At 67.4% G+C, this 25,891-nt stretch carries 23 protein-coding genes and 1 pseudogene; 19 read left to right on the plus strand and 5 right to left on the minus strand.

Annotation, left to right across the window (positions count from 1 at the left end):
* The first annotated feature begins 88 nt into the window (after positions 1–88).
* From ACFVVM_RS02960 to ACFVVM_RS02970, 3 genes are read left to right on the plus strand one after another with little or no spacing between them, the layout of a single operon-like run.
* Positions 89–784, plus strand: a complete 696-nt coding sequence (locus ACFVVM_RS02960) for a type 1 glutamine amidotransferase domain-containing protein (RefSeq protein ID WP_387612399.1) — start codon at positions 89–91, stop codon at positions 782–784.
* A 60-nt stretch (positions 785–844) separates the two neighbouring features.
* Positions 845–1,795 carry a TIGR03560 family F420-dependent LLM class oxidoreductase gene (locus ACFVVM_RS02965; protein WP_387612401.1) on the plus strand — a complete coding sequence of 317 codons (951 nt, stop codon included), beginning with the start codon at positions 845–847 and terminating at the stop codon, positions 1,793–1,795.
* A 28-nt stretch (positions 1,796–1,823) separates the two neighbouring features.
* Positions 1,824–2,957: a serine hydrolase domain-containing protein gene (locus tag ACFVVM_RS02970; protein WP_387612403.1), complete on the plus strand. Its 1,134-nt coding sequence runs from the start codon at positions 1,824–1,826 to the stop codon at positions 2,955–2,957.
* Here the strand turns inward: ACFVVM_RS02970 and ACFVVM_RS02975 are convergent.
* Positions 2,954–3,781, minus strand: a complete 828-nt coding sequence (locus tag ACFVVM_RS02975; protein WP_387612404.1) for an acetoacetate decarboxylase family protein — start codon at positions 3,779–3,781, stop codon at positions 2,954–2,956. The genes ACFVVM_RS02970 and ACFVVM_RS02975 overlap by 4 nt on opposite strands.
* 120 nt (positions 3,782–3,901) lie before the next feature.
* Here ACFVVM_RS02975 and ACFVVM_RS02980 point away from each other — a divergent pair.
* From ACFVVM_RS02980 to ACFVVM_RS03025, 10 genes and pseudogenes are all read left to right on the plus strand, one after another.
* Positions 3,902–4,006, plus strand: a pseudogene (locus ACFVVM_RS02980) (zinc ribbon domain-containing protein); the annotation flags it as partial.
* Positions 4,007–4,036: 30 nt separating this feature from the next.
* Positions 4,037–4,285 (plus strand): OB-fold domain-containing protein, encoded by a 249-nt coding sequence (locus ACFVVM_RS02985; protein WP_387616725.1) that lies wholly within the window; start codon positions 4,037–4,039, stop codon positions 4,283–4,285.
* On the plus strand, positions 4,285–5,415 hold the full coding sequence (locus tag ACFVVM_RS02990; RefSeq protein WP_387612405.1) for a thiolase family protein: 1,131 nt from the start codon (positions 4,285–4,287) through the stop codon (positions 5,413–5,415). The genes ACFVVM_RS02985 and ACFVVM_RS02990 overlap by 1 nt, the downstream gene beginning before the upstream one ends.
* A gap of 124 nt (positions 5,416–5,539) precedes the next feature.
* Positions 5,540–7,066 carry a class I adenylate-forming enzyme family protein gene (locus ACFVVM_RS02995; RefSeq protein ID WP_387612407.1) on the plus strand — a complete coding sequence of 509 codons (1,527 nt, stop codon included), beginning with the start codon at positions 5,540–5,542 and terminating at the stop codon, positions 7,064–7,066.
* Positions 7,067–7,104: 38 nt separating this feature from the next.
* A complete protein-coding gene (locus ACFVVM_RS03000; protein WP_387612408.1) occupies positions 7,105–7,860 on the plus strand; it encodes an SDR family NAD(P)-dependent oxidoreductase in 756 nt (251 codons plus the stop codon).
* A gap of 11 nt (positions 7,861–7,871) precedes the next feature.
* Positions 7,872–8,654 carry a crotonase/enoyl-CoA hydratase family protein gene (locus ACFVVM_RS03005; protein WP_387612410.1) on the plus strand — a complete coding sequence of 261 codons (783 nt, stop codon included), beginning with the start codon at positions 7,872–7,874 and terminating at the stop codon, positions 8,652–8,654.
* 51 nt (positions 8,655–8,705) lie between these two features.
* Complete coding sequence (locus ACFVVM_RS03010; protein ID WP_387616727.1) at positions 8,706–9,344, plus strand: TetR/AcrR family transcriptional regulator; 639 nt, start codon at positions 8,706–8,708, stop codon at positions 9,342–9,344.
* A 200-nt stretch (positions 9,345–9,544) separates the two neighbouring features.
* On the plus strand, positions 9,545–11,101 hold the full coding sequence (locus ACFVVM_RS03015; protein WP_387612412.1) for an aldehyde dehydrogenase family protein: 1,557 nt from the start codon (positions 9,545–9,547) through the stop codon (positions 11,099–11,101).
* On the plus strand, positions 11,098–12,339 hold the full coding sequence (locus ACFVVM_RS03020) for an NADH:flavin oxidoreductase/NADH oxidase family protein (RefSeq protein WP_387612413.1): 1,242 nt from the start codon (positions 11,098–11,100) through the stop codon (positions 12,337–12,339). Before ACFVVM_RS03015 ends, ACFVVM_RS03020 begins: the two co-directional genes overlap by 4 nt.
* Positions 12,340–12,415: 76 nt before the next feature.
* Positions 12,416–13,561 (plus strand): acyl-CoA dehydrogenase family protein, encoded by a 1,146-nt coding sequence (locus ACFVVM_RS03025; protein WP_387616729.1) that lies wholly within the window; start codon positions 12,416–12,418, stop codon positions 13,559–13,561.
* A 37-nt stretch (positions 13,562–13,598) separates the two neighbouring features.
* On the opposite strand, the gene ACFVVM_RS03030 is transcribed toward ACFVVM_RS03025, so the two are convergent.
* Positions 13,599–14,894: a hemolysin family protein gene (locus tag ACFVVM_RS03030; protein ID WP_387612415.1), complete on the minus strand. Its 1,296-nt coding sequence runs from the start codon at positions 14,892–14,894 to the stop codon at positions 13,599–13,601.
* Between the two features lie 371 nt (positions 14,895–15,265).
* Here ACFVVM_RS03030 and ACFVVM_RS03035 point away from each other — a divergent pair, with 371 nt between their 5' ends.
* From ACFVVM_RS03035 to ACFVVM_RS03050, 4 genes are all read left to right on the plus strand, one after another.
* A complete protein-coding gene (locus ACFVVM_RS03035) occupies positions 15,266–16,444 on the plus strand; it encodes a ThiF family adenylyltransferase (protein WP_387612417.1) in 1,179 nt (392 codons plus the stop codon).
* Entirely contained in the window at positions 16,441–17,073 is a 633-nt protein-coding gene (locus tag ACFVVM_RS03040; RefSeq protein ID WP_387612419.1) for a GNAT family N-acetyltransferase, read from the plus strand. The genes ACFVVM_RS03035 and ACFVVM_RS03040 overlap by 4 nt, the downstream gene beginning before the upstream one ends.
* A 163-nt stretch (positions 17,074–17,236) precedes the next feature.
* Positions 17,237–18,211 (plus strand): helix-turn-helix transcriptional regulator, encoded by a 975-nt coding sequence (locus ACFVVM_RS03045; RefSeq protein ID WP_387612421.1) that lies wholly within the window; start codon positions 17,237–17,239, stop codon positions 18,209–18,211.
* 191 nt (positions 18,212–18,402) lie between these two features.
* Entirely contained in the window at positions 18,403–18,615 is a 213-nt protein-coding gene (locus ACFVVM_RS03050) for a helix-turn-helix domain-containing protein (protein ID WP_387612423.1), read from the plus strand.
* Between the two features lie 24 nt (positions 18,616–18,639).
* Here ACFVVM_RS03050 and ACFVVM_RS03055 read toward each other — a convergent pair whose 3' ends face one another.
* Positions 18,640–20,013, minus strand: a complete 1,374-nt coding sequence (locus tag ACFVVM_RS03055; protein WP_387612425.1) for a cutinase family protein — start codon at positions 20,011–20,013, stop codon at positions 18,640–18,642.
* Positions 20,014–20,195: 182 nt separating this feature from the next.
* Here ACFVVM_RS03055 and ACFVVM_RS03060 point away from each other — a divergent pair, with 182 nt between their 5' ends.
* The gene (locus tag ACFVVM_RS03060) at positions 20,196–21,272 is read left to right on the plus strand and encodes an alkaline phosphatase family protein (RefSeq protein ID WP_387612426.1); all 1,077 of its coding nucleotides are present in this window, start codon (positions 20,196–20,198) and stop codon (positions 21,270–21,272) included.
* A gap of 27 nt (positions 21,273–21,299) precedes the next feature.
* Here the strand turns inward: ACFVVM_RS03060 and ACFVVM_RS03065 are convergent, their stop codons facing one another.
* The gene (locus ACFVVM_RS03065; protein ID WP_387612428.1) at positions 21,300–21,947 is read right to left on the minus strand and encodes a TetR/AcrR family transcriptional regulator; all 648 of its coding nucleotides are present in this window, start codon (positions 21,945–21,947) and stop codon (positions 21,300–21,302) included.
* Between the two features lie 76 nt (positions 21,948–22,023).
* Between ACFVVM_RS03065 and ACFVVM_RS03070 the strand changes: the two genes are divergently transcribed.
* Positions 22,024–22,923, plus strand: coding sequence for an alpha/beta hydrolase (locus ACFVVM_RS03070; protein WP_387612430.1), 900 nt, complete (start codon positions 22,024–22,026; stop codon positions 22,921–22,923).
* Between the two features lie 39 nt (positions 22,924–22,962).
* On the opposite strand, the gene ACFVVM_RS03075 is transcribed toward ACFVVM_RS03070, so the two are convergent.
* Positions 22,963–25,749, minus strand: coding sequence for a cation-transporting P-type ATPase (locus tag ACFVVM_RS03075; RefSeq protein WP_387612432.1), 2,787 nt, complete (start codon positions 25,747–25,749; stop codon positions 22,963–22,965).
* Positions 25,750–25,891: the final 142 nt, after the last annotated feature.

Here is a 25,891-nt window from a genome sequence, read left to right on the forward strand (position 1 = left end):
CGGTAGTACGCCGACGCTACTTTCGAGACGTCGCCGCGAGCTTCGCGGACTTCGATGCCGAATCGACGGCGTACCCGAAAGGCGGATCATGTCAAGGATCTTGTTCGTGATGACCGGTGTCGACCACTGGACTCTGGCCGACGGAACACGCCACCCCACCGGATACTGGGCCGAGGAGTTCGTCGTTCCCTTCGAGACCCTGAAAGCGGGTGGTCACGAGATCGTGGTCGCCACACCCGGTGGCGTCGTACCCACGGTGGATCAGGCCAGTCTGGCGCCCGAGGCCAACGGTGGCCAGGAGACCTCCGACCACCGGGCCGGGATCATCTCCGACAGCTCGGAATTGAACAACCCGGTCGAACTGGAGAAGATTCAGCCGGCCGATTACGACGCGGTGTTCTATCCCGGTGGCCACGGCCCGATGGAAGACCTCGCCGTCGACCCCACCTCCGGCGCGCTGCTCGTCGCGGCCCTGGACTCGGGCAAGCCACTCGGGGTCGTCTGCCACGCGCCCGCCGCTCTGCTGGCGGCGACGAGGGTCGACGGCGTCAATGCCTTCAGCGGCTACCGCCTCACCGGGTTCACCAACGCGGAAGAGACCCAGGCCGGGCTCGCCGACAAGGCGAAATGGCTGCTGCAGGACCGCCTCATCGCGCTCGGCGCCGACTTCTCCGAAGCCGAGCCGTGGACGCCGAACGTGGTGGTCGACCGCAACTTCGTCACCGGCCAGAACCCGGCTTCCTCCGCGGGCGTGGCCGAGCAACTGCTCGAGAAGCTGTCCTGATTGATTGCCATGGATTATCGGTCCCCGACGGCGCGGTGAACGACCGTAGGGTCGGCGGGCATGAGCATTCGTCTCGGATACCAGATGCCCTACTTCGGCTACGCGGTGTCCCCGCGCGAACTGTTCCCGCAGGTCATCGCGCAGGCGCAGGAGGCGGAGGCGGCCGGATTCGATGCCGTGCTCTTCATGGACCACCTCTATCAGGTCTATGGGCAGCCCGACGATTGGATGCTCGAGGCCTACACCGCCCTGGCCGGGCTGGCCACCGTCACCGCGCGAATCCAGCTGGCCACCCTGATGTCCTGCAACACCTTCCGCAATCCGGCGCTGCTGGCCAAGATCGTCACCACGCTCGACGTGGTCAGCGGCGGCCGCGCGGCCCTCGGCATCGGCGCGGGCTGGTTCGAGCTGGAGCACATCGGCTACGGCTTCGAATACGGCAGCTTCACCGAGCGGTTCCGGCGACTGGACGAGGCCCTGCGGATCATCTCGCCGATGCTGCGCGGGCAGCGGCCGACCTTCCAGGGCGAGTGGTACCGCGCCGAGAACGCGATCAACGAGCCGCGGGTGCGCGAGGACCTGCCGATCCTGCTCGGTGGCAGCGGTGAGCACAAGACTTTCGGGCTGGCCGCGCGGTACGCCGACCACCTGAACCTGCTCTGCCACACCACCGACCTGCCGCGGAAACTGGCCGCACTGCGGCAGCGGTGCGAGGAGGCCGGGCGCGACCCGCAGACCCTGGAAACCAGCTTCCGCGCCGTCGTTGTCGTCGACGAGGACGGCGAGCGGGCGCGCAAGCTGGCCCGGGAGTTCCTGCGGCGGGATGTCGTGGTGGTGATCTCGGCGGACAGCGTGTTCGCCGGCACCCCCGACGATGTGGCGGAGCAGGTCCAGCGCCGCATCCTGGATCACGGGGTCGACGGCATCATCGTGAACATGGTCGCCAACGGTCACGAGCCGGGCATCCTCGAACTGGCGGGCAAGGCACTGAGCCCATTGGTGCACGGCTGAGCCGCCGAACGGAATACACTCGCTGACCATGTCTTCTCGTTCCATCGCCCGGCTCGCCGGCTCCGGTATCGCACTGCTGAGCGTCGCCGCCCTGCTCGCCCCTGCCGCGACCGCCGCGCCGCCCGCGCAGTGTGCGGAACCGGCCCCGGGCGCGGTGCCCGAGATCCGGGCGGCCGAAACGGTGGGCATGGACGCGGCGGCGGTCGCCGATGCCGTCGCGTTCGGCGCGCAGCATCTGGCGCACGCCGTGCAGATCTATCGGCACGGCTGCCTGGTCGGTCAGCACCTCGCCACCGGCGAACTCCCGATGCCGTTGGCCAGCGGCAGCAAAGGGGTGGCCGCGGTCGCGGTGGGACGGGCGATCACCCTCGGTCACTTCGGTCTGGACGACCCCATCGGGACATTCTTCCCGGAAGCCGACCCGGCGCACGCCCGAATCACGGTGCGGCAGATCCTGAATCAGACCAGCGGCCTGCACTTCACCTGGGCCGATGACATCGCGTCCACGGCCAACAGCGACTCCGTCACCGCCGCGCTCACCGCACCGGTGGCCGCCGAGCCGGGCACGACGTTCCTCTACGCCCAGAACGTGCTCGTCCTGCTGGCCGAGATCGTCGAACGCACCACCGGAACCGAATTCGTGGACTTCGTCCACCAGGAGCTCATGGCCCCGCTCGGCATCGACCGCGGCGCCTGGAACTGGAGCCGGGACGATTCCGGCAAGGCCGCCGTCGCCGGCGGGCTGTCGATGCGCGCCGCCGATCTGGCCCGCATCGGCCGATTGCTGCTGCAGGACGGCCGCTGGGCCGATCGCCCGCTGATCGACCCGGCCTTCATCCGCGCGGGCACCACCCCCAGCGCCGCCAACGGCGGATACGGGTTCCTGTGGTGGCTCAACGCGGGCGAGAACTATCGCAGCGTCGATGTGCCCGCCCAACTGCGAGACCGGCGAGTCCTCGAGGGCCTGCCCGCCGACACGTACACCTTCTCCGGCGCACTCGGCCAGTTCGCCGTGATGATCCCCAGCCTGGACCTGGTGGTCATCCGGCTCGGCGTCCCGGACACCTTCGACCCGGCCGACCCGCTCAATTTCCTGACCGGCACCGGCAATCCGAACAACGCCGAACTGTTCCGGCGAGCAGCCGCCGCGGTGATCCGCTAACCAGCAGTGCTGCGGTCGGCGACGCCGAAGTGACTCACGAGCCTCGTCTGGAGTATCCCGGAACGCTGCCCCTCGGGAAACCAGTCGCGCAGGGCGGGTGGGGCGTCCACTGCGATGTCCACCCGGGCACGTCGAGCGATACCGCGTCCGCCGAGTCGTACCGAATACAGTTCTCCACCAGGACCTTTCTGGACCTGCGGCAGTAGGCTGGGGGCGACGAAGGGCATAGGCACTCGACCGGCATGGATCGATGCCGCTACCCGCCAGCCCGGTCCCGTTGCCGACATCGTCGTATGGTTCTGCGGCTCGCCGGTGAAGGTGGCGAGGGTCTTGGGCAGGGCCCAGTTCTCCCGACCGCCGGCCACGCTCGTCGGCGAGTCGACGGCCATGAAGGGGACGGTCGTGAACAGATGCCGTCCTCGCCGGTAGACCACGACCGCCGTGACTTCGGAGTAGACCCCAACCGGGGTTCGGTCGTACCGGATGAGGCCGCCGTACACGGCCAGCGGTGTGGCGCCATCGCGAATCTCTTGCGGTACAACCTTTTCGATCGCCGCGCGCGCCGTTGCGTCCGGGCGGCCCGCCCAGAAGATCGCCCGTGCCACCAGTGGCCACGGTGCGGGTGCTGTGTTCTCGGGGAGGGCCGCGAGCTCGTCCTGGCTGAGCGTGATCGCCGGAACTCCGGGCAATTGAGCGAATTCATTGAGCACGAGGGATACGCCCTTTCTGGCGGTCGGCTCGATCGACCGGGGTTCGGCCGAACCGGCGGGTCGGCCGAGCGGTAGCAAGCTGATGCCATGGATAGTAACATGCTGGCTGACCAACAACTTAATGTCGCCGCTGCTCGGCGGCGCGCACGAGGGAGTTCAGAAATAATTGTTGGCTAGCCAACTAGTATGTTAGGGTCGGACATGCTCCGGTTAGGTCAAACAGGAAGTGTGACAATGACGTCGATCCTCGATTTGTCGGTTGTTCCACCGCGGCTTCGTGGCGGTTCGTGCCGCGCGTGCGGGTTCGTTTTCTTTCCCTTTCAGGCCTACGGCTGCGAGAAGTGCGGCGCCTACGGGGAGTCACTGCAGGTGGTGTCGCTGCGCGGGCAGGGCACTTGCACGGCGGCCACTGTCGTGCACCGGCACCATGATCCGCGTCGAGCCGCACCCTTCCGGATCGTCCAGCTCACCCTCGACGACGGTCCGGTGCTTCGCGGCGTCAGCGTCGATGACGCCAACACGAAGGTGGGGGACCGGGTCGAACTGACGACCGTTCCGTGCGATGTCGACGACGAGCGGTTCGCCATCCGCGTCGCACCCCATGGGGAGTCGAACTGATGGCCAAGCTTCTCGGCGATCTCCGGCCTGCCTTCGTGGTGGGCGCAGGATGGCACCGCTACCAACGTCTGAGCCAGACGAATCACGTCGAGTTGGGCCTGACCGCCGTCCGTGGCGCGCTCACCGACGCCGGCATCACCTGGGCCGATGTCGACGAATCATTCATCGGGACAGGGCATCTGGGCATGGCCGCGGGACGTTCTGTGCTCAAGCACCTCGGTGCGTTCGGTAAGCCCCTCGTCCATGTGGAGAACGCATCGGCTTCGGGTTCGGCGGCTTTCCGCCTCGGCTGCATCACTGTGGCGGCCGGCCTCAGCGATGTCGCACTGGTGCTGGGCGTCGACAAGCCGCGCATGCCCTATCGGGCCCCGACCGGAACCGATGGTCTCGCCGACGACGCCATCATGCCGTTCACCCACTTCTCGTTGCTCGGCAGCGAGTATCAGACGGCCTACGGCGTGAGCGATGAGGACATCGCCCGCATCGCGGTCAAGAGCCACCGCAACGGCGCGCTCAACCCACACGCGCACCGGCAGCGGGCGCGGACCTTGGACGAGATCCTCGGCGGGAACGTCGTGGCCGGATCGTTGACGTCGCTGCAATGCTGCCCGGTGGGGGAAGGGGCCGCGGCTGTCCTGGTCGCCTCGGAAGCCGCGATCGCCAGGCTGGGCATCGATCCGGCCAAGGCGGTGCGGGTTGCTTCGTCAGCGACGGTCACCGAGACCGCCTCCTCGTCGGACAAGCAGGTCAGCGCCGAGGTCATCGCCCGTGCGCTGTACGAGGCGCAGGTGCCCGCCGACTCGATCGACGTCTTCGAACTCCACGACGCCTTCACGATCGAGGAGGCGGAATACGTGGAGGCATCGGGTATCTGCCGACCAGGGGAATACGTGCCGATGCTCGAGGCGGGTGCCTTCGACATCGGCGGACAGTGCGCGGTGAATCCCTCGGGCGGCCTGATCGCGATGGGCCATCCCATCGGGCCGACCGGAGTCGGCCAGGTGGGCGAGATCGCGCTCCAACTCCGCGGCGCGGCGGGTTCCCGCCAGCACGCCGACGCCCGAATCGGCTTGGCCCACATGGTGGGTCTCGGCGCGGTCGGCTACGCCCACGTCCTGGTGCGTCCGTGAGCTCCGACGCGCTGACCCGAATGTTGCCCTCGTGCGAACTGGCCGCGGTGGCCGGTGTCGCAGTCACAGGTGGAGAAAGAATATGACAGTCCAAGAAACACAGAATGCCGTTCCGTCCGCCCGAATGGGATCGGTCGAGCACTGGGCCAGCACGGACCCACACCGCGAGATCCTGTTCGAGGACGAGCGAACGATGACCTGGGAACAGATCGATCGAGCGTCGGACAGCCTCGCCGAATCGCTCGCGCAACGCGGCCTCGGCGAAGGCGACATCGTCGCCGTGCGGACTCAGATCCGGATGGAATGGGTCGTCATCGATACGGCGCTGAGCAAACTGGGATGTCGACTGCTCGGCATGAACTGGCGGCTGACGCCGAGCGAGGCTCAGCACATGCTGATCAGCAGCGCGGCAGTCGGGTTGATCTGCGACGACGCCGATCCCACTCTGTTGGCCCCAGCACTGGAAGGTACCGCGGTCTCGGTCGCGGTCTCGCTGGACGGCTCGGCGCCGGGATTCCTCGACTATCACGAACTCATCCGGGTTCCCGCTCCCCATCGGATCTCCTCGGCACCCGCTCGCCTGGTGATCTACACCTCGGGGACGACGGGTCGGCCCAAGGGCGTGGAGATCAAGATGCGGCCCGGTCAGGAGAAGGAAGCGCTCGAGTACTACTTCGAAGTCGCCAAATCCATCGCCGCGACCCCGGTCGACACCTACCTGGCGACGATGCCGTACTCGCACGGGGCAGGACCGAGCCAGACGCGCATGTGTCTGATGGTGGGCGCCCGCGTCATCTTCCTACGCCGCTACGAGCCAGAATGCGCGCTGGACTTGATCAACCGCTACGGGGTCACCACCTGGGCCACCGTGCCCACGATGCTCAAGCGCCTGGCCGCCCTGCCCGAGGACGTGCTCACTCGCAAGCGCCCGACCACCCTGCGCCAGGTGGCCACCGGCGCCGCGCCGGTCGCGACGAACCTCAAGCACTGGGCGGTCGGATACTTCGGCGACATCCTGCACGAGGCCTACGGGACGACCGAGGTCGGCGTGCTGACCCTGGCCACCCCGGAGATGCTCAGGCACCGACCCGCGACGTCGGGGCGCCCCCATGCGCACGTGACCTTCAGCGTCCGCGGCCCTGACGGCACCGCCCTTCCATCCGGCGAGCAGGGGGAGCTCTGGGTGCGGACGCCGGTCGTGATCGACGGCTATCTCAACGCTGCCCCGTTCGGCCCGGATGTGCTCGACTCCGACGGGTTCTTCCGCACGGGCGATGTCGGCTACGTCGATGAGCAGGGCTATCTGTTCATCACCGATCGTGCCAAGGACATGATCGTCAGCGGCGGCGTGAACCTCTATCCCGCGGAGATCGAGGCGGCCCTGCTCAGTGCGCACCAGGTGCAGGATGTCGCGGTCATCGGAATTCCCGACGAGGAATTCGGTGAACAGGTCAAGGCCTTCGTCGAGCTCAAGCCGGGCGCGCACGCCACGCCGGAAGACCTCATGGCGGTCGCGCGCGACACCCTCGCCTCCTACAAGCGGCCCAAATCGATCGAAATCGTCGATGAACTGCCGCGCAATGTCATGGGCAAATTGCTCAAGAAAGATATCCGGGCTCCGTACTGGGAAGGAAGAGAGCGCAACGTATGAGTACCGACATTCTCGATCTGGATGGACGCGTCGCCCTGGTGACCGGCGCGGGCCAGGGCGTCGGCCGCGAGATCGCGTTGCGGCTGGCACAGCACACCAGCGGCGGCGTCGCGGTGAACGACTACGTCTTGGAGCGGGCCCAACAGGTAGCCGCCGAGATCGAAGAGGCGGGCGGCCGGGCGTTCGCGGTGCAGGCCGACGTCAGCGACATCGACTCGGTCAAGGAGATGGTCATCGAGACCGAAGCCGCGCTGGGGACGATCGGCGTGCTCGTGAACAACGCGGGCAACATGGGCGCCAACCCGAATCCTGAGGTGTACAAACCGTTTTGGGAGACCGGTCCGGCGGTGTGGAACAGCGCGATCGGCGTCAACTTCTACGGTGTGCTGAACTGCGTCAGCGCGGTCGTACCGGGGCTCATCGCGCGCAACGCACCCGGCCGGATCATCACCATCGTCTCCGACGCCAGCCGTTACGGGGACTCCGGTCTGGAAATCTACGGCGGGGCGAAGGCCGGCGCGGCAGGTTTCATGCGTGGTGTGGCCCGCACGCTCGGTCGCCATCAGATCACCGCGAACAACATCGCCATCGCGGCGACCGAGACCCCGGCAACGGCCGCGCAGATGAAAGCTGCTCCGGAACTGCTGAAGAAGGCGCTGTCGAGCTATATCGTGCGGCGGCCCGGGCAACCGGTCGACGTGGCGAACATGGCGCTGTTCCTGGCGTCGGATGCCAGCTCGTGGATCACCGGCCAGACCTATCCGGTCAACGGCGGTTTCACCCTTTCCCTCTGAAGGAGCACGACATGCTGGACCCGGATACCGACAAGGTACTTCTCGAGCGGCACGACCACGTCCTCGTCATCACGATCAATCGACCCGAGGCCCGCAACGCCGTCGATTACGCGACCGCGGTGCAGATCGAGGAGGCGATGGACCTGCTCGAGGACACCGACGAGCTGTTCGCGGGAGTGATCACCGGTGCGGGCGGCACCTTCTCGGCCGGTGCCGACCTGAAAGCGGCCGCCCGCGGTGACAAGGGTGGCTCGACGGAGAAGCGCGGGGGATTCGGCGTGTTCCGCAAGCCCCCACGCAAACCGCTCATCGCGGCAGTCGAGGGGTTCGCGGTCGGTGGTGGTTTCGAGCTGTGCCTGTCCTGCGACCTGATCGTGGCCGCGGACACCGCGCAGTTCGGGCTGCCGGAGGTGCGGCACAACGTGGTCGCGGTCGGTGGCGGCCTCTTCCGCCTGCCCCAGCGGTTGCCGTATCACCTGGCGATGGAGGTCGCCCTGACCGGCGAGCTGCGCAGTGCCGACTTCTTCCGGCAGTGGGGTGTGGTCAATCGTGTCGTTCCCGCCGGGGAGGCGCTGCGGGCCGCGGTCGAGCTCGCGCGGTCGCTTCAGGTCAACGGCCCGACGGCGGTGGCGGCCTCGAAGGAGATCATGCAACAGTCCGCCCAGTGGGCGACCGAGACGGAGGCATGGGAAGCGCAGCTGCCGATCGCGGCGCGGGCGCTGACCGCCGAGGATGTCGTCGAGGGCTTGGCGGCGTTCGTCGAGAAGCGAAAGCCGGTGTGGAAGGGGCGCTGAAGCTGCGCGGGGTCGGCGGGGGAGTGGTGATGGGAAGGTGCGGATGCGGTGATGCCGGGGTCGGGTCGATACGTTGTTCGGGTGGAGAAACGTAAGACGCAGGAGGAGCGGACAGCCGAGTCACGCCGCCGACTCATCGAAGCCGCCATCGAACTGCTGGCCACCCGCGGGTACGCGCGTACCAGCCTCGCCGCGATCGGGGACGCGGCGGGACTGAGCCGCGGACTGGTCACTCACCATTTCGGTTCGAAAGAACAATGCATCGTCGAGGTGGTCGCGCACATCGTCCGAACCATCGGCTACGACTTGCAGGAGCGGGCGCAGATACGGGGTCTGGCGTCGATCGACGCCCTGTTCGAAACCTACCTGAGTGATCGTTCGCCCTATGCCTCCTCCGCGCGTGCGATGTACGTCGTCATGGTCGAAGCCATGACAGCGGCCCCGGATCTTCTTCCCGGGGTCGCGGCGAACAACCAGTTCATCCGGACCGTGATCGGGCAATGGATCGGTGAGGCTGTCGAGCTCGGCGAGATCGAGCCCCCCGCCGACATCGATGGTGTCTCGATCGTGATCGAAGGAATCCTGCGGGGCGTGCTCCAGCAGATCCTGATCGATCCCGATGCGGTCGACCGCGCGGCCGCGATCAAGGCGTGCATCGATATGGTGCGTGGCGCCTTGGGCGCGCGCTGACCACCCACCCGCCGGCCGAAGCGTCGAATTCGCCTCGCCCGTAGGGGCCGTGGTTTCGGGTCGGATCAGCTGCTTTCCAGTAGGTGTTCATCGGGGGCGAGCATTCTGTGCAACATACTTGTGAGGCAACCAGCAAGTGTGTAATTTGGGTGGTATCGCTGCCAGGTGGTGACCCTCAACCGATTTCCAATGGAGGAATTATGCCGAGTCGAACGTCGTCACTGTCTGACGCCGACCGGGGGGTGATTCACGTTTACCGACCTGCGGACGGGACGCTTCTGGACGACGTCGCGATCGACGGGCGGGATGTCGTCGCCGAAAAAGCCGCGGCCCTTCGGTCAGCCCAATCCGCTTGGGAGGCAATAGGACTCGGCGCCCGAACAGAATGGCTCGAGCGGATGCGTGACTGGTTGCTCGACAATGCCACCGATGTTGCCGACCTACTGCAGGCCGAGTGCGGCAAGGTGCGCACCGAAGCGCTGGTAGAGATCAACTGGGTCTGCGATGTCATCAACGACAACGCGCGACGGGCCCCTCGCCTGCTCAGCGACGAACGAATTCGATCGCATTCGCCCCTGATGATCGGAAAACGCTTCAGCGTCGTGCGACGCCCCCATGAGCTCGTCGGCGTCATCGCACCGTGGAATTTCCCGCTTCTTCTCTCCATCGGAGACGCCGTACCCGCGCTCCTGGCTGGTTCAGCGGTGCTCCTCAAGCCGTCCGAGGTCACCCCCCTCGCGCTGCGCGCGGTGGTCAAAGGATGGGGCGAGATCGGCGCCCCACCCGTTCTCGACATCGTCTACGGAGCCGCCGAGACCGGCACCGCGGTGATCGACGCCTCGGACTACATCGCCTTCACCGGCTCCGTGGCCACGGGAAAGAAAGTCGCCGAGCGGGCGGCGGCGACTCTGACGCCGGTCAGTCTCGAACTCGGCGGCAAGGACCCGTTTCTCGTGCTCGACGGTTCGAATGTCAAGCGCGCGGCCAACTGCGCCGTGCAGGGCGCGTTCGCCAACAACGGGCAGGTGTGCATGTCGATCGAGCGGGTGTATGTGGAAGCGCCCATCTACGCCGAGTTCGTCGATCACGTCGTGCAGCGTGTCAAGGAGTTGAGGCGCGGGATCGATGGCCCCGAGACCGACTCCGATCTCGGAGCCATCACCTCACCACCGCAGGTCTCGATCATCGGCGATCATGTCCAGGATGCGGTGAGTAAAGGCGCCAAGGTCCTCACCGGAGGCAGCGCGGACAATCGTGCGGGCGACTGGTTCGAGCCGACTGTGCTGGTCGATGTCGACCACACCATGAAGATCATGACCGAGGAGACGTTCGGCCCGGTCCTTCCCATCATGCGGGTGCAGGACGAAGCCGAGGGTGTTCGTCTCGCCAACGACTCCCACTACGGGCTGGGCGCCACGGTGTTCGCCCGCACCGCTGCCGAGGGTGAGCGCGTCGCGCGACTGATCGACACGGGAACGGTGAACGTCAACGACTACGCGATCGCCTCGTTCTGCCCGAACCTTCCCGCTGGTGGGTGGAAGCAATCCGGAATAGGTTCGCGTGGCGGCGATTACGGAATCCTGAAATACACCCGCGTCAAGACGATCTCCGCGCCGATGCTGCCCGTGCCCGAGCAGGAAGTCTTCTGGTACCCGTACACCCCGAAGCGGCAGGGACTCGTTCTCCGGGCCATGCGGTTCGTCAATGCCCGCGGTCGGGCTCGCTTGGGTCTGGCGTCCCGGCGCCAGAAGCCATGAAGAGCACCCGGCTCTTCGCCCCACTGCAGCTGCCATCCGGCCCGGTTGTGCGCAATCGGATCGCGAAAGCTGCCATGGACGAAGGAATATCAGGGCAGGCGCAAGTGCCCGACGAACGTCTCATCACGCTGTACCGGCGCTGGGGTGCCGGTGGCGCGGCCGTCCTGATCACCGGGAACGTGATGGTTCACGCACAGGCGCTGGCAGGGCCGGGCGGAGTTGTGCTCGATGCGGACTCGCCGCTGCAGCCGTTCGTGGAGTGGGCGAAGGCGGGAAAGGCAGGTGGTTCGGCCATGTGGATGCAGATCAGTCATCCCGGCCGTCAGACACCGGCAGATCAGCCCGGCATCGTGTGGGGGCCTTCTGATCTCGCGGTCGACGTGGGTCGCCTCAGCAGCCGCTTCGGCAAACCGACTGCCATGACCACTGCGCAGATCGACGCGACCATCACACGGTTCGCCACCACCGCCCGGCGTGCCGAGGAAGCCGGCTTCGACGGTGTGGAGGTCCACGCCGCGCACGGCTTCCTGCTGTCGCAATTCTTGTCGCCGCTGGTCAACACGCGCGCCGATGAGTGGGGTGGTTCGCTGGAGAACCGAGCCCGAATGTTGCTCGAGGTGGTGCGGGCCATTCGCGCGCTGGTTTCGCCCCGGTTCGTGGTCGCGGTCAAACTGAACTCCGCGGACTTCCAGCGCGGCGGTTTCGACGCCGACGACGCACGCGCCGTCATCGCGATGCTGGCCCCGCTCGGTGTGGACCTGGTCGAACTGTCCGGTGGCAGCTGCGAAAGCCCTGCCATGGCCGGTCGCCGCGTGGAGGGAAGTACCCGGGCCCGCGAAGCCTACTTCTCGGATCTTGCCGCGGAATTGGTTGCGACCAGCCCCCTGCCGCTGATGTTGACCGGGGGAATCACCCAGCGGGCAACCGCCGAGAAGGTCCTCGCCGATGGTGTCGCGATGATAGGCATGGGCTCTGCTCTGGCGGTGACACCCGATCTGCCGTACCGCTGGCGCCACAACCTCGAGGCCGAGGACACGTTGCCTCCGGTGACCTGGTCGGACCGGTCGCTGGCCACGGCTGCCGATATGGCGCTGGTTCGGCATCGAATCCGCCGGTTGGCCCGAGGTCTGGACACCTCGGTAGGTGTTGGTCCGGTCTTGGCGTTGGTCGCCGACCTCCTGGTCCAGCGCCGTGCGCTGCGCCGCTACCGGCGCTGGCTCGCATCGAGACCCGACTGATTGTCCCGCGCTCACCGGCTGTGCCCCAACTCCGGTGCGGCCGTCGCTTTTCCGATCACAACGAAGGAAGAAAGCCATGCCTCGTCCCCCATGGGCAGACGACACCGTCGACGCCGTCCGTGAACTCGCCCGGTCCTTCTTCGTGCGGGAAGTGATGCCTCGCGCGGAACGACACCTCGCGCAGGGACATCCCGATCGCGACCTGTACGACAAAGCGGGAAAGCTCGGTCTGCTGAGTGTCTCCATTCCCGAGGAATTCGGCGGTGGCGGCGGAACGTTCGCCCACGAGGCCGCGATCATCGAGGAACAGTGCTACGCGGGCGATTCCTCGATGGGCACATCGATTCACAGCTCCATCGTCACCCCCTACCTTGCCGAGTTCGGCTCCGAGAGCCTCAAGAAGTCGGTCCTGCCCAGGGTCGCGGCCGGCGAAATGGTGCTGTCGATCGGCATGACCGAACCCGGCACCGGATCCGATCTGCAGAATATCCAGACCCGCGCTGTCGAAGACGGCGACGAGTATGTCATCACCGGGTCCAAGATCTTCATCACCAACGGCTGGCTGTGCGACGGAATCGTCATCGCGGCCAAAACCGATCCGGCCAAGGGGGCCGCGGGTGTATCGCTGATCTTCGCCGAAGTCGGCGACGACACTCCGGGGTTCTCCCGCGGACGTATTCTGCAGAAGATCGGCGGCAAGGGCCAGGACACCGCCGAGCTCTTCTTCGACGGTCTTCGCGTACCGAAGGGCAATCTGCTCGGTTCGGATGAGGGGCAGGGCTTCTATCAAATGATGCAGCTGCTCGCCCAAGAACGGTTGGTCACCGCGATCATGGCCGTCGCGATGATGGAAAGGGCAGTCGACCTCACCGTCGAATACGCCAAGAATCGTCATGCCTTCGGCAAACCACTGCTGGCCATGCAGAACACCGAGTTCGAGCTCGCGGAATGCGCGACCATCGCCCGTATCAGCCGTGTCTTTCTCGACGACTGCATCAGCAAGCATCTGCGTGCGGAGCTCGATGTAGCAACCGCCGCGATGGCGAAGTACTGGCTCACCGACCAGCTCGGAGTTGTCGCAGACCGGTGCTTGCAGCTGTTCGGTGGCTATGGATACATGGTCGAGTACCCCATCGCCCAGATCTACACCGACGCCCGTGTTCTGCGAATTCTGGCCGGTACGAACGAAGTGATGAGGGGCCTCATCGCACGATCGCTGTAGCAACTGAACGGCCGTGGCGCTGGTCTGTGTCGACGGCTCAGCGGCGGTGGCTTCGGTGTCGCTTGCGGCGGGCGGGTGTGGTTACCCGGAGTTGGGCGATTCGGTGTCCCTCGAGGGCGCTGACTGTCAGGCGGTGGCCGTCGACGGAGACGGTGTCGCCGAGTTGGGGTATTCGTTGCAGGGTGTCGAGGACGAAGCCGGCGACAGTTTCGTACGGGCCTTTCGGCAGGGTGATTCCGGTCGCGGCCGCGAAGTCGTCGAGGACCAGTAGTCCGTCGACGTGGCGGCGCGTCGATCGGTGGGGGTGCTGCTCGGCCGGTTGGTCGAATTCGTCGCCGATCTCGCCGACGACCTCCTCGACGAGGTCCTCGAGCGTGACGATGCCCGCGGTGCCGCCGTATTCGTCGACCACGATCGCGATCTGCTGGTTGTGGTGACGCATCTCCGCGAGCGTGGCCAGTGCCGGCTTGGAGGCGGGGAACTGCAGGATCGAGCGCGACACCTCCGCCACCGTGCCGGTGTCGGTGCGCAGCAGATCCCGCAGGTGCACGAATCCGGTCACCTCGTCCAGCGACCCGGCGGTGACCGGGTACCGGGTGTGTCCGCAGCGCAACGCCTCGGCCTTCGCCTGGCCGATCGGGGTTGCGGCGGAAAGGAATCGGACGCCGGTCCGTGGGCGCATCACCGCGGCGAGGCGCCGGTGACCGGCATCGAAGACCTCGGTCAGGATGACGCGTTCCTCCTCCGGCACACCGGAGTGCCCGACGAGCAGATCCCGCAGCTCCTCGTGGGTGATCTCCTGCCCGGTGACCTTCGGGTCACCGCCGAGCAGCCGGACCAGCGCGTCCGTTGACACCGACAACAACCAGATCACCGGACGCATCACCGTGGCGAACCGGCCCAGCGCCGGGGCCGTCGCCAATGACACTCCGGTGGCCCGCTGCAGTGCCAGACGCTTGGGCACCAGCTCGCCGAGCACCAGCGACAGATAGGCGATGACCAGCGTCGTCGCGATGAGAGCGGTGACCGATGCGGCCCCGCCAGGCAGCCCCGACGATTCGAGTACGGGGGTGAGATCGGGCGCCAGCGTGGCGGCGCCGAAGGCCGCGGAGAAGAATCCCGCGACGGTGACCCCGATCTGCACCGCGGACAGGAACCGGTTCGGATCTCTGGCCAGCGCCGCCGTTCGCGCGCCGCGTTCCCCGGTCTCGGCGAGCCGGCGGATCTGACTCTCACGCAGTGTCACCAGCGCGATCTCGGTACCGGCGAACACACCGCCGATCAGGATGAAGACCACGACCAGCGCGATGTTGACGACCGTATCCAGGGTCATGGCGCCCGCTCATAGAGGAGTGGGCGGCTGGGTCTGTGAGGGTCGTCCATGGCCCTTCTCCTCGCTGAATCTCAGCGACGGGTGTCAGCCCAGTATAGAAGAAGCCGACATATCCGGCACCGTCGTCGCCGGAGGCTCTGGAATCGATGCTTGCGGGATTATTGCGAGAATGCGCATAAGTGATCGAGTGGATGATCTGTCACGCCTATCCGGCTCGTCATAGTCCCTGTTTGTCCGAGGTTTGACCGCGCCATGCCGGTGGACCGAGAATCGATTAGCTGAAAGTGTGCTGTGGGTATTCTTTGCGCGTCCTGGTCGACGGGGACGAGCGGGTGTCCGTTCGCCTCATGAGGGTCGGAGGTTGTGCACACATGGTTCTGCATCGCGCGGTTCCGCGTCCGGCGGTACTCACGCCCGGCGTCGCGACATCGCATTTCCGTCCAGTGCTGCTCGATGCGTCGAGCCGGGAAGGACTGCGTGACCTCGAAGCACTGGCGGCGTCGAGTGCGGTCGGCGCCGTGCACGACACGATCGAGGATCAGCTCGACGAACTGATCCGCTGCGAGGACCCCGCGGTCGCGCATTCGCCGGGCTCCCTCGCGGCGTCTCGACGGCGGATCTGTGGCGAGACGCCACTGTGGCAATGGGGAACGTGGGTGTTCTATCCGTGGAACGGCCGGCTGGTACATGTGCTGCCGCGCAAGGGTTTCCAGCGGGTGCGGACCGATCGGAATCGCAACAAGCTCGACCGGGTGCAGCAGCGAGATCTGCGCGCGCGGCGGATCGGTGTGGTCGGGCTGTCGGTGGGCAACAGCGCGGCGGTGACGCTGGCGATGGAAGGGGTCGGCGGATCGTTCCGGCTGGCCGACTTCGACACCGTGGGGCTGTCGAATCTGAACCGGCTGCGGGCCGGGATCGGTGATCTCGGGGTGTCCAAAGCGGTGCTGGCGGCGCGGCAGATGTTCGAGATCGACCCCTATCTCGACATCGAGGTGTTCACCGGCGGATTGACCGAGGACTCGATCGGGCCGTTCTTCGACGGCGTGGGCGGCACCCGGCCGCTGGATCTGCTGGTCGAGGAGTGCGACACGGTCTGGGCGAAGGTCGCCGCCCGCGAGTTCGCGCGGCACCGGGGGATCCCGGTGCTGATGGACGCCAACGATCGCGGCCTGCTGGATGTGGAGCGTTTCGATCACGAACCCCATCGCCCGCTGTTCCACGGCCGCGCCGGCGGGTCGACCTCGGCCGATGTCGCGCGGATGGACCGGGACGAACTGCTGTCGCTGCTGCTGGCGGTGGTCGACGAGCCGCGGCTGAGCCCGGCGATGCGTGACGCCATCGGGGAGATCGGCCGGAGTCTGTCCAGCTGGCCGCAACTCGCCTCCGGGGTGATGCTCGGCGGCGCCTTGGTGACGGACACGGCTCGCCGGATCCTGCTCGGCGAGCCGATCCCGTCGGGGCGAACCTATATCGACCTCGACGAGCTCATACCCGCGACAGGTCGACAGACCGCACCGGCATTCGTGCGGGAATTGGAGGAGGTCCGTTGACGATCGACCTGCGCGATGTGGAACTGGTCGGCTCGCGGCTGCGGTTGCGGGATCTGCGTGCCGGTGATCTGGGTGTGTACCAACGGATCTTCACCGACCCGCAGCTGACCCGGTACATGGGCACCGACAGCATGGGTGTCCGCGCGGCCGCGGCGTCGTTCGACACGGCCCTGTGCTCGCGCGGCGAGAGTCCGCGGCGCAAATACACACTGGCGATCACGGCACCGGGTGCGGACACCATGGTCGGCACCATCGGCCTGCTGGTGGAGGATTACGGCAGCAACGCGATGATCGGCGGACTGGTCGTGGTGCCGGAAGGGGCGTTGCGGGCGGGTGGCATCGAGGCGGGGCGGCTCCTGGCGGCCTTCGCCTTCGGGCCGCTCGGGATTCACCGGGTATGGGCGGGGCACCGGCACGATCATCCGGTGATGGACACGGTGATGGCGGGAGTGGGCTTGACGCCGGAAGCTCGGCTGCGACAGCTGTATCGAACCCAGGGCCGGTGGCGTGACGTGTGCACCTATGCCGCTGTACAGCCGGAATGGGTCGCGACGGCGACGGCTGCCGAACGTCGAATCCTGGCGTTGCGGCCCACTGCAGCACGGGAACACGCGACCGTGGGTCGGTAGAACCCTGCCGAATCGGGCTCGGGGTGCGCCACGGCGCGATAGCATCGCCGACTAGGGGCCCCGGGCAATCACCTTCGCCCGAGTTGCCACCACCCGAAACGCGTAGCGGCCGGTGACGGGAGGGACTCCACCGCCCGGCGAGAATCCGAAGTGGAGATCGTCCATGGCAGTGCTGATCGACTCCGAGTATTTCGCGCCGACGGACCGGCGGGAGGCGGTCACCGCGATCCTGCAGGAAGCCGATCTCGGGGCCAACCTGCAGATGTGGGACGCGCCCGCCGAGGTGGTCAGCCGGCACCAGTCCTGGATGCTCGGTCCGATCGCGCTCACCCGCTCGGAGGTGTCCGGTCACCAGGTCTGCCGAACCAGTCGGCACGAGCGCGCCACGCCCAGTGACACCCTGACGGTGACCGTGCAGAACGGACAGCTCCGCAGGCACGAGCAATTCGGCGCGCAGACGCTGATCGAACCCGGTGCCTGCGAAGTGATCGACCTGGCGACCACGTTCGCCTCCGGCTGGTACGGCCTCGGCGGAACGCTGTGCCTGCAGCTGTCCAGGCAGCGCCTCGGCATCTCCGTGGAAACGGTCGCCGCGGCGCACGGGCGGCTGGCGGCATCGCCGCTGTATCCGATGGTCAAGGCGCAGATCCAGCACATGGTCGGGATCGCCGACCAGCTCGAAACCGATCCGGCCGCCGCCTCCCTGGGTGAGTCGTGCCTGGAAATGGTTCGGGCACTGCTGATTTCGGCGGCCGGGCGCGGGCCGGGTGACGGCGCGGCCATCCCGGACCAGCTGCTGATCGAGCAGATCCTCGGATACGTCCGGACCCACCTGGCCGATTCGGCCTTGAAGATCCCCGATATCGCCGCCGCCAACAACATCTCGGTGCGGCATCTGTACAAGGTCTGCGCGCAGTCGGGAATCAGCCTCGAGCAGTGGATCATCGAGCAACGCCTGGTCCGGGCCCGCGACATGCTCATCGACCGGGGTTACGCGCACCGGTCCATCGCTTCGGTGGCCGCTACCGTGGGTTTCCGCGACGCCGCCCACTTCACCCGGCGCTTCCGCGAAGCGTTCGGTATGACGCCACGGGACTGGCGCCGCAGCGCCATCGATCCCGAGAACCCACCGAAGTAGCCGGAGTTCCGCGCCCGCCCGAGTTTGTGCGTGCACAGTCAGCTGCTGCGCAGTCACAGTCTCTTTCGACGTCCGATTCACCGATATCGTTCGAGTGTGGTCGCGCGAGATCGCTTCAGGAGTACGAGTGTTCGCCGATGGACACCCGCTGACGCGGTCCGCGCCGAGGGCATCGAGAGAGAGGGGAGACCATGTCCACGATCGGCAAAGCCATTCGGGCGGCGAGGACGGCCTCCGGATTCACGCAGGCGGAGTTGGCCGACTGGATCGGAATCCGGGACGGAAACCAGATCAGCCGTTGGGAACGCGATGTGGTGACACCCAGTGCCGACAGTGTCGGTGAGTTGAAGAGGGTGCTGGGGGTGCGTCTCGACAACTCGGCCGGAGACGCAGTGTCGTGCTGATCTGAGCGTCACGGGCCGCCAGGGCTACGAAACGACCTGGGAACTCAGGTAGCCCAGGAGGATCTGGACATGGTCGCCGTAGTCGATGTGGGCGGCGGAGGCGTAGAAGTTGGCCATGTCCACGCCCTGGCGGCCCAGTTGGACGAGCTCGTCGACGGTGGCGGGATCGGTGATGCTGAGCAGGGTTCGGCTGGTCGCCTGGAGGTCGGCGCGGATGCCGGTGGCGACGGGGCCGAGCACGGAGCCGGTGAGCTCGGCGCCGGTGGCGATCGAGGTCGCCAGGTGGGTGGCGGCGGCGAGGGGGTCGTTGCGGTCGAGGGAGTCGACCGCACGCCACAGGATTTCCTGAATTCGGCCGACCCCGTCGGCGATGCTCAGGAAATCTATGTGCACGAGGGCATCGGCGATGACGCTGATGCCCGCGGTCCGGCCGGAGGGATCGGCGGCGGCCGCCGCGCGGATGACCTGGGCGACCAGGACTCGATCGACACCCGCCGCGGCCTGGACCAGGGGAGCGAGAGCGAGGTTCAGGGCATTCGCGGTGCGGTGCGCACCGCGAATGTCACCCGCCGCGAGGAGCTCGGGGAGGCGGGTGAGGTCGTCGAGAATGGTGGGCAGGTTGGCCGCGGTGGCGGTCCAGCCCGCGCCCATGGTCACGGCTTGCGCGATCAGGCTGCGCGGATCGACCGTGGCGGGGATGACGTTCGCGATCGGTGCGGGATCACCGCTCAGGACCCGGCCCAGCACGGCGAGGAAGGGGGAGGTGGCGGCATCGAGGGAGCAGTACAGGTCACCGTCGGCACACAGGGTGCGAACGCGCTCGGTCAACGCGCCGAAGTCCCGGCCCCGCGTTCCGGCGATACCGCGGCCGGGCTGCGGATTGCCCAGGGAGAGTGTGGTGTTCGGATCGCGATGCGGATCGGCCAGTAGTCCGACACCGACCACTCGATCGGCATCGATGGGACCCTCGCCGTTGCCGATCTCGGTGGCGAGATCGCCGATGCCGTGGGCACCCTGGCTGTATCCGGCGAGGATGACCCGCGTCGAACCGCACAGGCCGCGCAGCATTTGGCGCACGCGGGATTCCAGGGTGCTCAGGGACTCCGCGTAGCTCAGACCCTGGTCGAAAGCGCTTGCGGCATAGGGGACGTAGAGCGCGGTGATGTCGCGACCGAACTGCCGTTGCAGGCCCTCGCCGACAGGCCGGAGCATGCCGACGGGCACCCGGGGGTCGGCGCCGAGCGTGGTCTCCCAGGTCCCCGGCCCGAAGATCGCGGTGTACGGGGTGCAGGGGTACGCGCCAGCGGTTTCCGCCCGCGCGACGCCGACCGCCGCGGTTCCGACCGCGACGACGGCGGCAACCAACGTCGCGGCGGCGGATCTCGACAACCTGTTCATCGTCCAAGTCCTTTGTCGCCGAAGGGTATTCGTGGCGGTGCGGCAGGTGCTGAATCCCGCCGAACCGCTGTGGCCAATTCTCTCCACTGGTCGCCGGTTCCGCCGACACTTTCAGACACAGTTTCATTTCAGATTTTGTGTCGGAGGGTGGCGGGCCGTGCTCGGCGACTACGGTGCCGCGCATGTCTCGTACTCTCCGCATCCTCGCGGCCGCCGCCCTGGCCGCTGTCCCCTTCGCCGTGGCAGCGCCGGCCCCGGCGGCTCCGATCGTGAACAAGGTCGTGGTCATCGGTATCGACGGCACACTGTGGAGCGAGGTGGTGGCGGCCGATGCCCCCAACCTCGACCGCCTGGCCGCGGAAGGCACCCTGGCACGCACCTCCATCGCCCCGCACACCACCATGTCGTGCGTCTCGTGGGCGACGGCGCTGACCGGCGTGTGGGATGACAAGCACGGGATTCGGGACAATGGGTCCACCTGCAACGCAGGACCTTTCGCGCAGTATCCGACGGTGTTCACGCAGGTGGAGCGGGCACGTCCGGCGTTGTCGACGGCCTCCATCGGGACCTGGGACACAATCGGCATGATCGCGCGCACCGGCAGCCCGCGGGCCGACCGGGTGACCGTCACGCAGATCGATCCCACCGGTGCGGGCGTCTGCGAGACCACCGCTGATGCCAACGCCACCGCGCAGGTCGTCTCGGCCATCGCCGAGGGGACCGATCTGCTGTTCACCCACCTCGACCAGGTGGACATCGTCGGACACACCTTGCGCGGAATCTGGCCCCAGGCCTACCGCGATGCCATCGCCCGAGCCGACGGCCTGGTCGGCAAGATCACGGCCGCGGTCGACGCGCGAGCGGCTTCGCACTCGAACGAGCGGTGGACGATTCTGGTCACCACCGACCACGGACACAAGCCCGACGGCGGGCACGGTGGGCAGAGTGCCTACGAGACAGCCAGTTTCGTGATCGCGCGGGGACCGGGGTTCGCGGCGGGAACGGAGAACAACGGATACACCCTCGCCGACATCACCCCGACCGTGCTCGACCTGCTCGACGTCTCGGCTCCCGCGAATCTCGACGGCAGGTCGATGCTGACGGGCGGCTCGGGCAACCCGGCAGCACCGGCGCCGAACACACCACCGGTCGAGTCCGGGATCACCGGTTCGTCGTCGGGTTCGGCGCAGGCGGCGATGGTGGCGAATCCGCTGTGCATTCTGGGGAGTGGATCGGCAAGCGGTTCCTCGGAGAGATGATGCGCTGATCTCCCTTCCGGAGGCTCCTCACGGAAGGGAATCCGGTCTCGTCAGTCCGCCCAGGATTATTCGTACCCCGGCCCGGAACTCGGCTGCGGGGTCGCTCGAGGCGGCGGCGTGCGCGATCTCGATGAGCTTGGGGAACTGCTCGGGCGGCAAGGCGGCGATCCGGTCGGTGATCGTCGTGAGGTCCTCTTCGCGCGCCACGGACAAAGGGCCGACGAGTTCGGCTTGTGCGTATCCGGTGATGAAGCCGGACACGGTACGGAACGCCACCAGCAACGCGGTGGCGGATCGACCGCTGCGCGCGAGCGCCTGCAAGAGGGCTTCGGTCGGCCGCAGTGTTGCCAGGTCGAGGCTACGGCGGGTGAGGATCAGCGGGATGGCGTGGGGATGCGCGCGCACGGCGTGCCACATTCCCTCGGCGATCGCGAGTACCTCGTCCTCCCAGCTGTCGGGAACCGTGGAGTCCCAGCGCGCTTCGGCCATCACGGCCTCGGTGACGAGTTGCTCGAGCCCCTCACGTCCGTCGACGTAGTTGTAGATCGTCATCGGGCCGGTGCCGAGGGCCGACGCGAGGCTACGCATGGTCAGGCCGGACAGACCCTGGTCGTCGACCAAGGCCAGGGCGGCGATCTGGAGCTGTTCGCGCGCGAATCTTCTGGGGGCAGGCATGCTCCTCCTTGTTTAAGTACATCGTACGTGTTTAACTGGGGCTCGTTCACGTACAACGTACTTATATCGAGGTGTCATGACCATTCGCACCACCTTCACTTCTGGCCGCGACGAGTGCGCGGCATGGCTGACCCTGCCCGACAGGCCAGGTCCGCACCCCGCCGTGGTACTCGTCCATGGCGGCGGCGCGACCCACGACATGATGCTCGCCCAGTATGAGAAGTGGTTCTCCGAAGCCGGAATCGCCGTGGTGGCCTTCGACTTCCGTCACCTCGGCGAATCGGGCGGCCACCCGCGCCAACTCGTGAGTCAGCGGCGCTACGCCGAGGATGTCGATGCCGCCCTGGACTTCGCTCGCTCCCGCGTCGAATTGGATGCACATCGAATCGCGCTGTGGGGCACCTCCTTCGGTGCCAGCCATGTCCTGGCAGCCGCCGCGCGCCACGACGACCTTCGCGCCGCGGTGGTGCAGTGCCCGGTCTTCAGCGGGCGTGCTGTCGTGTCACGGGCGGGGATACCGCACTTGCTGCGCTTCACCGTGCCGATCGCCGCCGACCTGGTCCGCGCCGCCTTCGGTCGGCCGCGCCGCTACGTCCCGCTGGTCGGCAAGCCCGGAGATCTGGCGTTCGTGAACCAGCCCGGCGCCCTCGAGGGCTGGCAGTCGGTGACACCGCCCGGCCACCACTTCGACAACCGGATCACGGCGGCATCGGGTCTGGGGATGTTGTTCTACAACGCCGCATCCTCGGCGCCACACGTTCATTGCCCGCTGCTGGTGTGCGCCTGCGAGCAGGAGAATCTGATCGACCCCGCCATCGCGGGCCGGGTGGCCGCCACGGCACCACGCGCGGTCCTGAGGCATTACGACGCCGACCACTTCACGGTCTACCACCCACCGGCCGTCGACCAGATCGTCGCCGATCAGATCGACTTCCTGACCGCCCACCTCGTACCCAACCGAACAACGCCGCTGTGACAGTGGTGAAGTTTCCGCTCTACGGCACGGTCGAACGGGTCAGGCCTTCGGCGGGATCGGGAATGTGGGCGGCGATGTCGTGCTCGCCGCACGCGACTTCGTGGGCGAATCCGCTGCGCGCCCTGGGGAGCGGCTCGGGGAGCGGTTCCGCCGGGCGATGATCGCCTTCTCCGCTTCGGCGAGCAGGAACACCGTCACACCGACCCCGACGACCTTGGCCCACTCGATCGGCGTGAGGCCGGCCGAGCCGAAGATCGTCTGCATGGCGGGCAGGTAGGTGAACAGCAGCTGCAGGAGCACGCAGGCGGCGATCGCGGCGAGCACGTACCGGTTGCCGAACAGGCCCTCTCGGTGCAGGACCGAGGCGTGGATGTGGCGGCTGTTGATCAGATAGAACATCTCGGTGACCACGATGGCGTTGACCGCGATGGTGCGGGCGACCTCGACCGAGGTGCCGGATTCGAGTTCCCACAGGAACAATCCGAGGGCGCCGAGCATCATCAGGGTCGACACGAACGCGACCCGCCAGATGAAGAAGCCGGACAGCAGTGCCTCGGTGGGCGGTCGGGGTGCTCGCCGCATCACCGAGGACTCGGTCGGCTCGAAGGCGAGCGCGAGACCGAGGGTGCTGACCGTGGCCAGGTTGATCCACAGCACCTGCGCCGGTATCAGCGGCAGGGTCAGCTGGAACAGGATCGCCGCGATCACCACCAGGGCCTCACCGCCGTTGGTGGGCAACATGAAGAGCACGAACTTCTTCAGGTTGTCGTAGATGCCGCGTCCTTCGGCGACCGCGGCGGCGATGGTCGCGAAGTTGTCGTCGGCGAGCACCAGGTCCGAGGCCTCCTTGGCGGCCTCGGTGCCGCCGCGTCCCATGGCGATGCCGACATCGGCGCGGGTGAGCGCGGGGGAGTCGTTGACGCCGTCGCCGGTCATGGCGACGATCTGCCCGTCCGCCTGCAGGGCGCGGACCAAGCGCACCTTGTGTTCGGGGCTGGTGCGGGCGAAGACCGCGGTGCCGGCGGCGACTTCCCGCAGGGCGGCGTCGTCGAGTTTCTCGATGTCGGCGCCGGTGACCGGCGGACGGCCCGCGCCGATGCCCATCTGGGCGCCGACCTCCGCGGCCGTGGCGGCGTGGTCGCCGGTGATCATCTTGACGGTGATGCCCGCGCGGTGGCAGTCGCGGACCGCCTCGATCGCCTCGTCGCGCGGTGGGTCGATGATGCCAACGAGTGCGAGCAGGGTGAATCCGTGCTCGGCGTCGACGAGCTCGAGGGGTGCTCCGGTCGCTCGCCGGTCGCGATATGCCAGGGCCAGTACCCGGAGTCCGCGACCGGCGGTCTCCGCGGCGCGCCGCTGCCAGCGGGCGACGTCGATCCGGACGGCTCGCCCGTTCTCGAGTTGATGTGCACAGGCGTTGATCACCCGTTCCGGTGCGCCCTTGAGGTAGATCTGTTCGGTGCCGGCGCGGTCTCCCCGGTGCAGGGTGGCCATGTAGCGGCGCTCGGACTCGAAGGGAATCACGTCCAGGCGCGGCCACCTCCGCTCGGCGGCCTCGTGGTCGAGACCGGCTTTCGCCCCGAGCACCAGCAACGCGGCCTCGGTGGGATCGCCGTCGATCGTCCAGGCCCCCTCGCTGCGGTACAACCGCGCGTCGTTGCACGAGACCGCGGCGCGGATCGCCAGGCGCAGCGCCGGATCGGTGTCCGGATCGACCGGGACGCCGTCGCCCTGGCTGAAGTCGCCGACGGGCGCGTAGCCGACACCGCCGACATCGACCGTGCGGTGCGCGCACACCACCTTCTGCACGGTCATCTGATTGCGGGTCAGCGTTCCGGTCTTGTCCGAGCAGATCACCGTGACCGCGCCGAGGGTCTCCACCGTCGGAAGCCGCCGGATGACGGCATTGCGGCGAGCCATCCGCTGCACCCCCAGCGACAGGGTCACCGTCATGATCGCGGGCAGCCCCTCGGGAATGGCGGAGGCGGCGAGGGCGACGACGAGGGTGAACATCTCGGCGGGACTCTCCCCGCGCCAGAGCACGCCGAGGACGAAGGTCGCCGCGGCGGCCGCCAGGATCACCACCGCCAGCCACCGGCCGAAGGTCGCGATCTGCCGCAGCAGCGGGGTGGTGGTCTTGGTGATGCCCGCCAGCAGCGCGTTGATCCGGCCCAGCTCGGTGTCGACTCCGGTGGCCGTGACGACGCCGTCGCCCTGTCCGAACACCGCCACGGTTCCGGCATGGGCGGCCGAGTACCGGTCGGCCAGGTCGGCGTCGGCGTCCACCGACGCGGCGGTCTTGGTCACGGCCGCCGATTCGCCGGTCAGCGCGGATTCGTCGATGCGTAGTTCGTGTACGTCGATCAAACGCAGATCGGCCGGGACGAGGTCACCGGAGACGAGCCGGACGACATCGCCCGGCACCAGTTCGACCGCCGGTACATCCACCACCACACCGTCGCGGTGCACGCGGGCGCGCGGCGCCAGCATCGCGCGGATCGAACCGAGCGCCGACTCGGCCCGCCCCTCCTGGACGAACCCGAGAATCGCGTTGATCACGACCGCGCCGAGCAGCACCGCGGTATCGACCCAGTGCGCGAGGAACGCCGTGATGAGGGCGGCGCCCATCATCACGTACAGCAGGACGTTGTGGAACTGGCGCAGCAGCCGCCACCACCAGCGGTCCGTGCGCCCGGCGGGCAGCGAGTTGGGTCCGTGCACGGCCAGCCGCCGCGCGGCCTCCGCCGAACTCAGCCCGGTCACCGTCGAATCGAGCCGGTCCAGTGTCACGTCCGGATCGAGCGCATGCCACGAATCGCACGTCATAGTCCTGCTCCCTGACCATCAGGTGGAGTGCGTGTTCATCACGCTACGAGGGTGCGCGCCGGTCCCACTGCGGGCATTGGTCCTCGATCGATGGGCCCAAAGGTGTGTGTGCGATGGTGGAGACGGCGGCAGCGAGCAGACC

The organism is Nocardia sp. NPDC058176 (genome assembly GCF_042883805.1).
GTDB lineage: Bacteria > Actinomycetota > Actinomycetes > Mycobacteriales > Mycobacteriaceae > Nocardia.

Coding starts and splice junctions, on each gene's coding strand:
- ACFVVM_RS03015 (WP_387612412.1), top strand. CDS start 9,545: ATGCCGAGTCGAACGTCGTCACTGTCTGACGCCGACCGGGGGGTGATT.
- ACFVVM_RS02995 (WP_387612407.1), top strand. CDS start 5,540: ATGGGATCGGTCGAGCACTGGGCCAGCACGGACCCACACCGCGAGATC.
- ACFVVM_RS03075 (WP_387612432.1), bottom strand. CDS start 25,749: ATGACGTGCGATTCGTGGCATGCGCTCGATCCGGACGTGACACTGGAC.
- ACFVVM_RS03025 (WP_387616729.1), top strand. CDS start 12,416: ATGCCTCGTCCCCCATGGGCAGACGACACCGTCGACGCCGTCCGTGAA.
- ACFVVM_RS03020 (WP_387612413.1), top strand. CDS start 11,098: ATGAAGAGCACCCGGCTCTTCGCCCCACTGCAGCTGCCATCCGGCCCG.
- ACFVVM_RS03045 (WP_387612421.1), top strand. CDS start 17,237: ATGGCAGTGCTGATCGACTCCGAGTATTTCGCGCCGACGGACCGGCGG.
- ACFVVM_RS03050 (WP_387612423.1), top strand. CDS start 18,403: ATGTCCACGATCGGCAAAGCCATTCGGGCGGCGAGGACGGCCTCCGGA.
- ACFVVM_RS03030 (WP_387612415.1), bottom strand. CDS start 14,894: ATGACCCTGGATACGGTCGTCAACATCGCGCTGGTCGTGGTCTTCATC.
- ACFVVM_RS03005 (WP_387612410.1), top strand. CDS start 7,872: ATGCTGGACCCGGATACCGACAAGGTACTTCTCGAGCGGCACGACCAC.
- ACFVVM_RS02965 (WP_387612401.1), top strand. CDS start 845: ATGAGCATTCGTCTCGGATACCAGATGCCCTACTTCGGCTACGCGGTG.
- ACFVVM_RS03035 (WP_387612417.1), top strand. CDS start 15,266: ATGGTTCTGCATCGCGCGGTTCCGCGTCCGGCGGTACTCACGCCCGGC.
- ACFVVM_RS02970 (WP_387612403.1), top strand. CDS start 1,824: ATGTCTTCTCGTTCCATCGCCCGGCTCGCCGGCTCCGGTATCGCACTG.
- ACFVVM_RS02990 (WP_387612405.1), top strand. CDS start 4,285: ATGGCCAAGCTTCTCGGCGATCTCCGGCCTGCCTTCGTGGTGGGCGCA.
- ACFVVM_RS03010 (WP_387616727.1), top strand. CDS start 8,706: ATGCCGGGGTCGGGTCGATACGTTGTTCGGGTGGAGAAACGTAAGACG.
- ACFVVM_RS02960 (WP_387612399.1), top strand. CDS start 89: ATGTCAAGGATCTTGTTCGTGATGACCGGTGTCGACCACTGGACTCTG.
- ACFVVM_RS03065 (WP_387612428.1), bottom strand. CDS start 21,947: ATGCCTGCCCCCAGAAGATTCGCGCGCGAACAGCTCCAGATCGCCGCC.
- ACFVVM_RS03060 (WP_387612426.1), top strand. CDS start 20,196: ATGTCTCGTACTCTCCGCATCCTCGCGGCCGCCGCCCTGGCCGCTGTC.
- ACFVVM_RS03070 (WP_387612430.1), top strand. CDS start 22,024: ATGACCATTCGCACCACCTTCACTTCTGGCCGCGACGAGTGCGCGGCA.
- ACFVVM_RS03055 (WP_387612425.1), bottom strand. CDS start 20,013: ATGAACAGGTTGTCGAGATCCGCCGCCGCGACGTTGGTTGCCGCCGTC.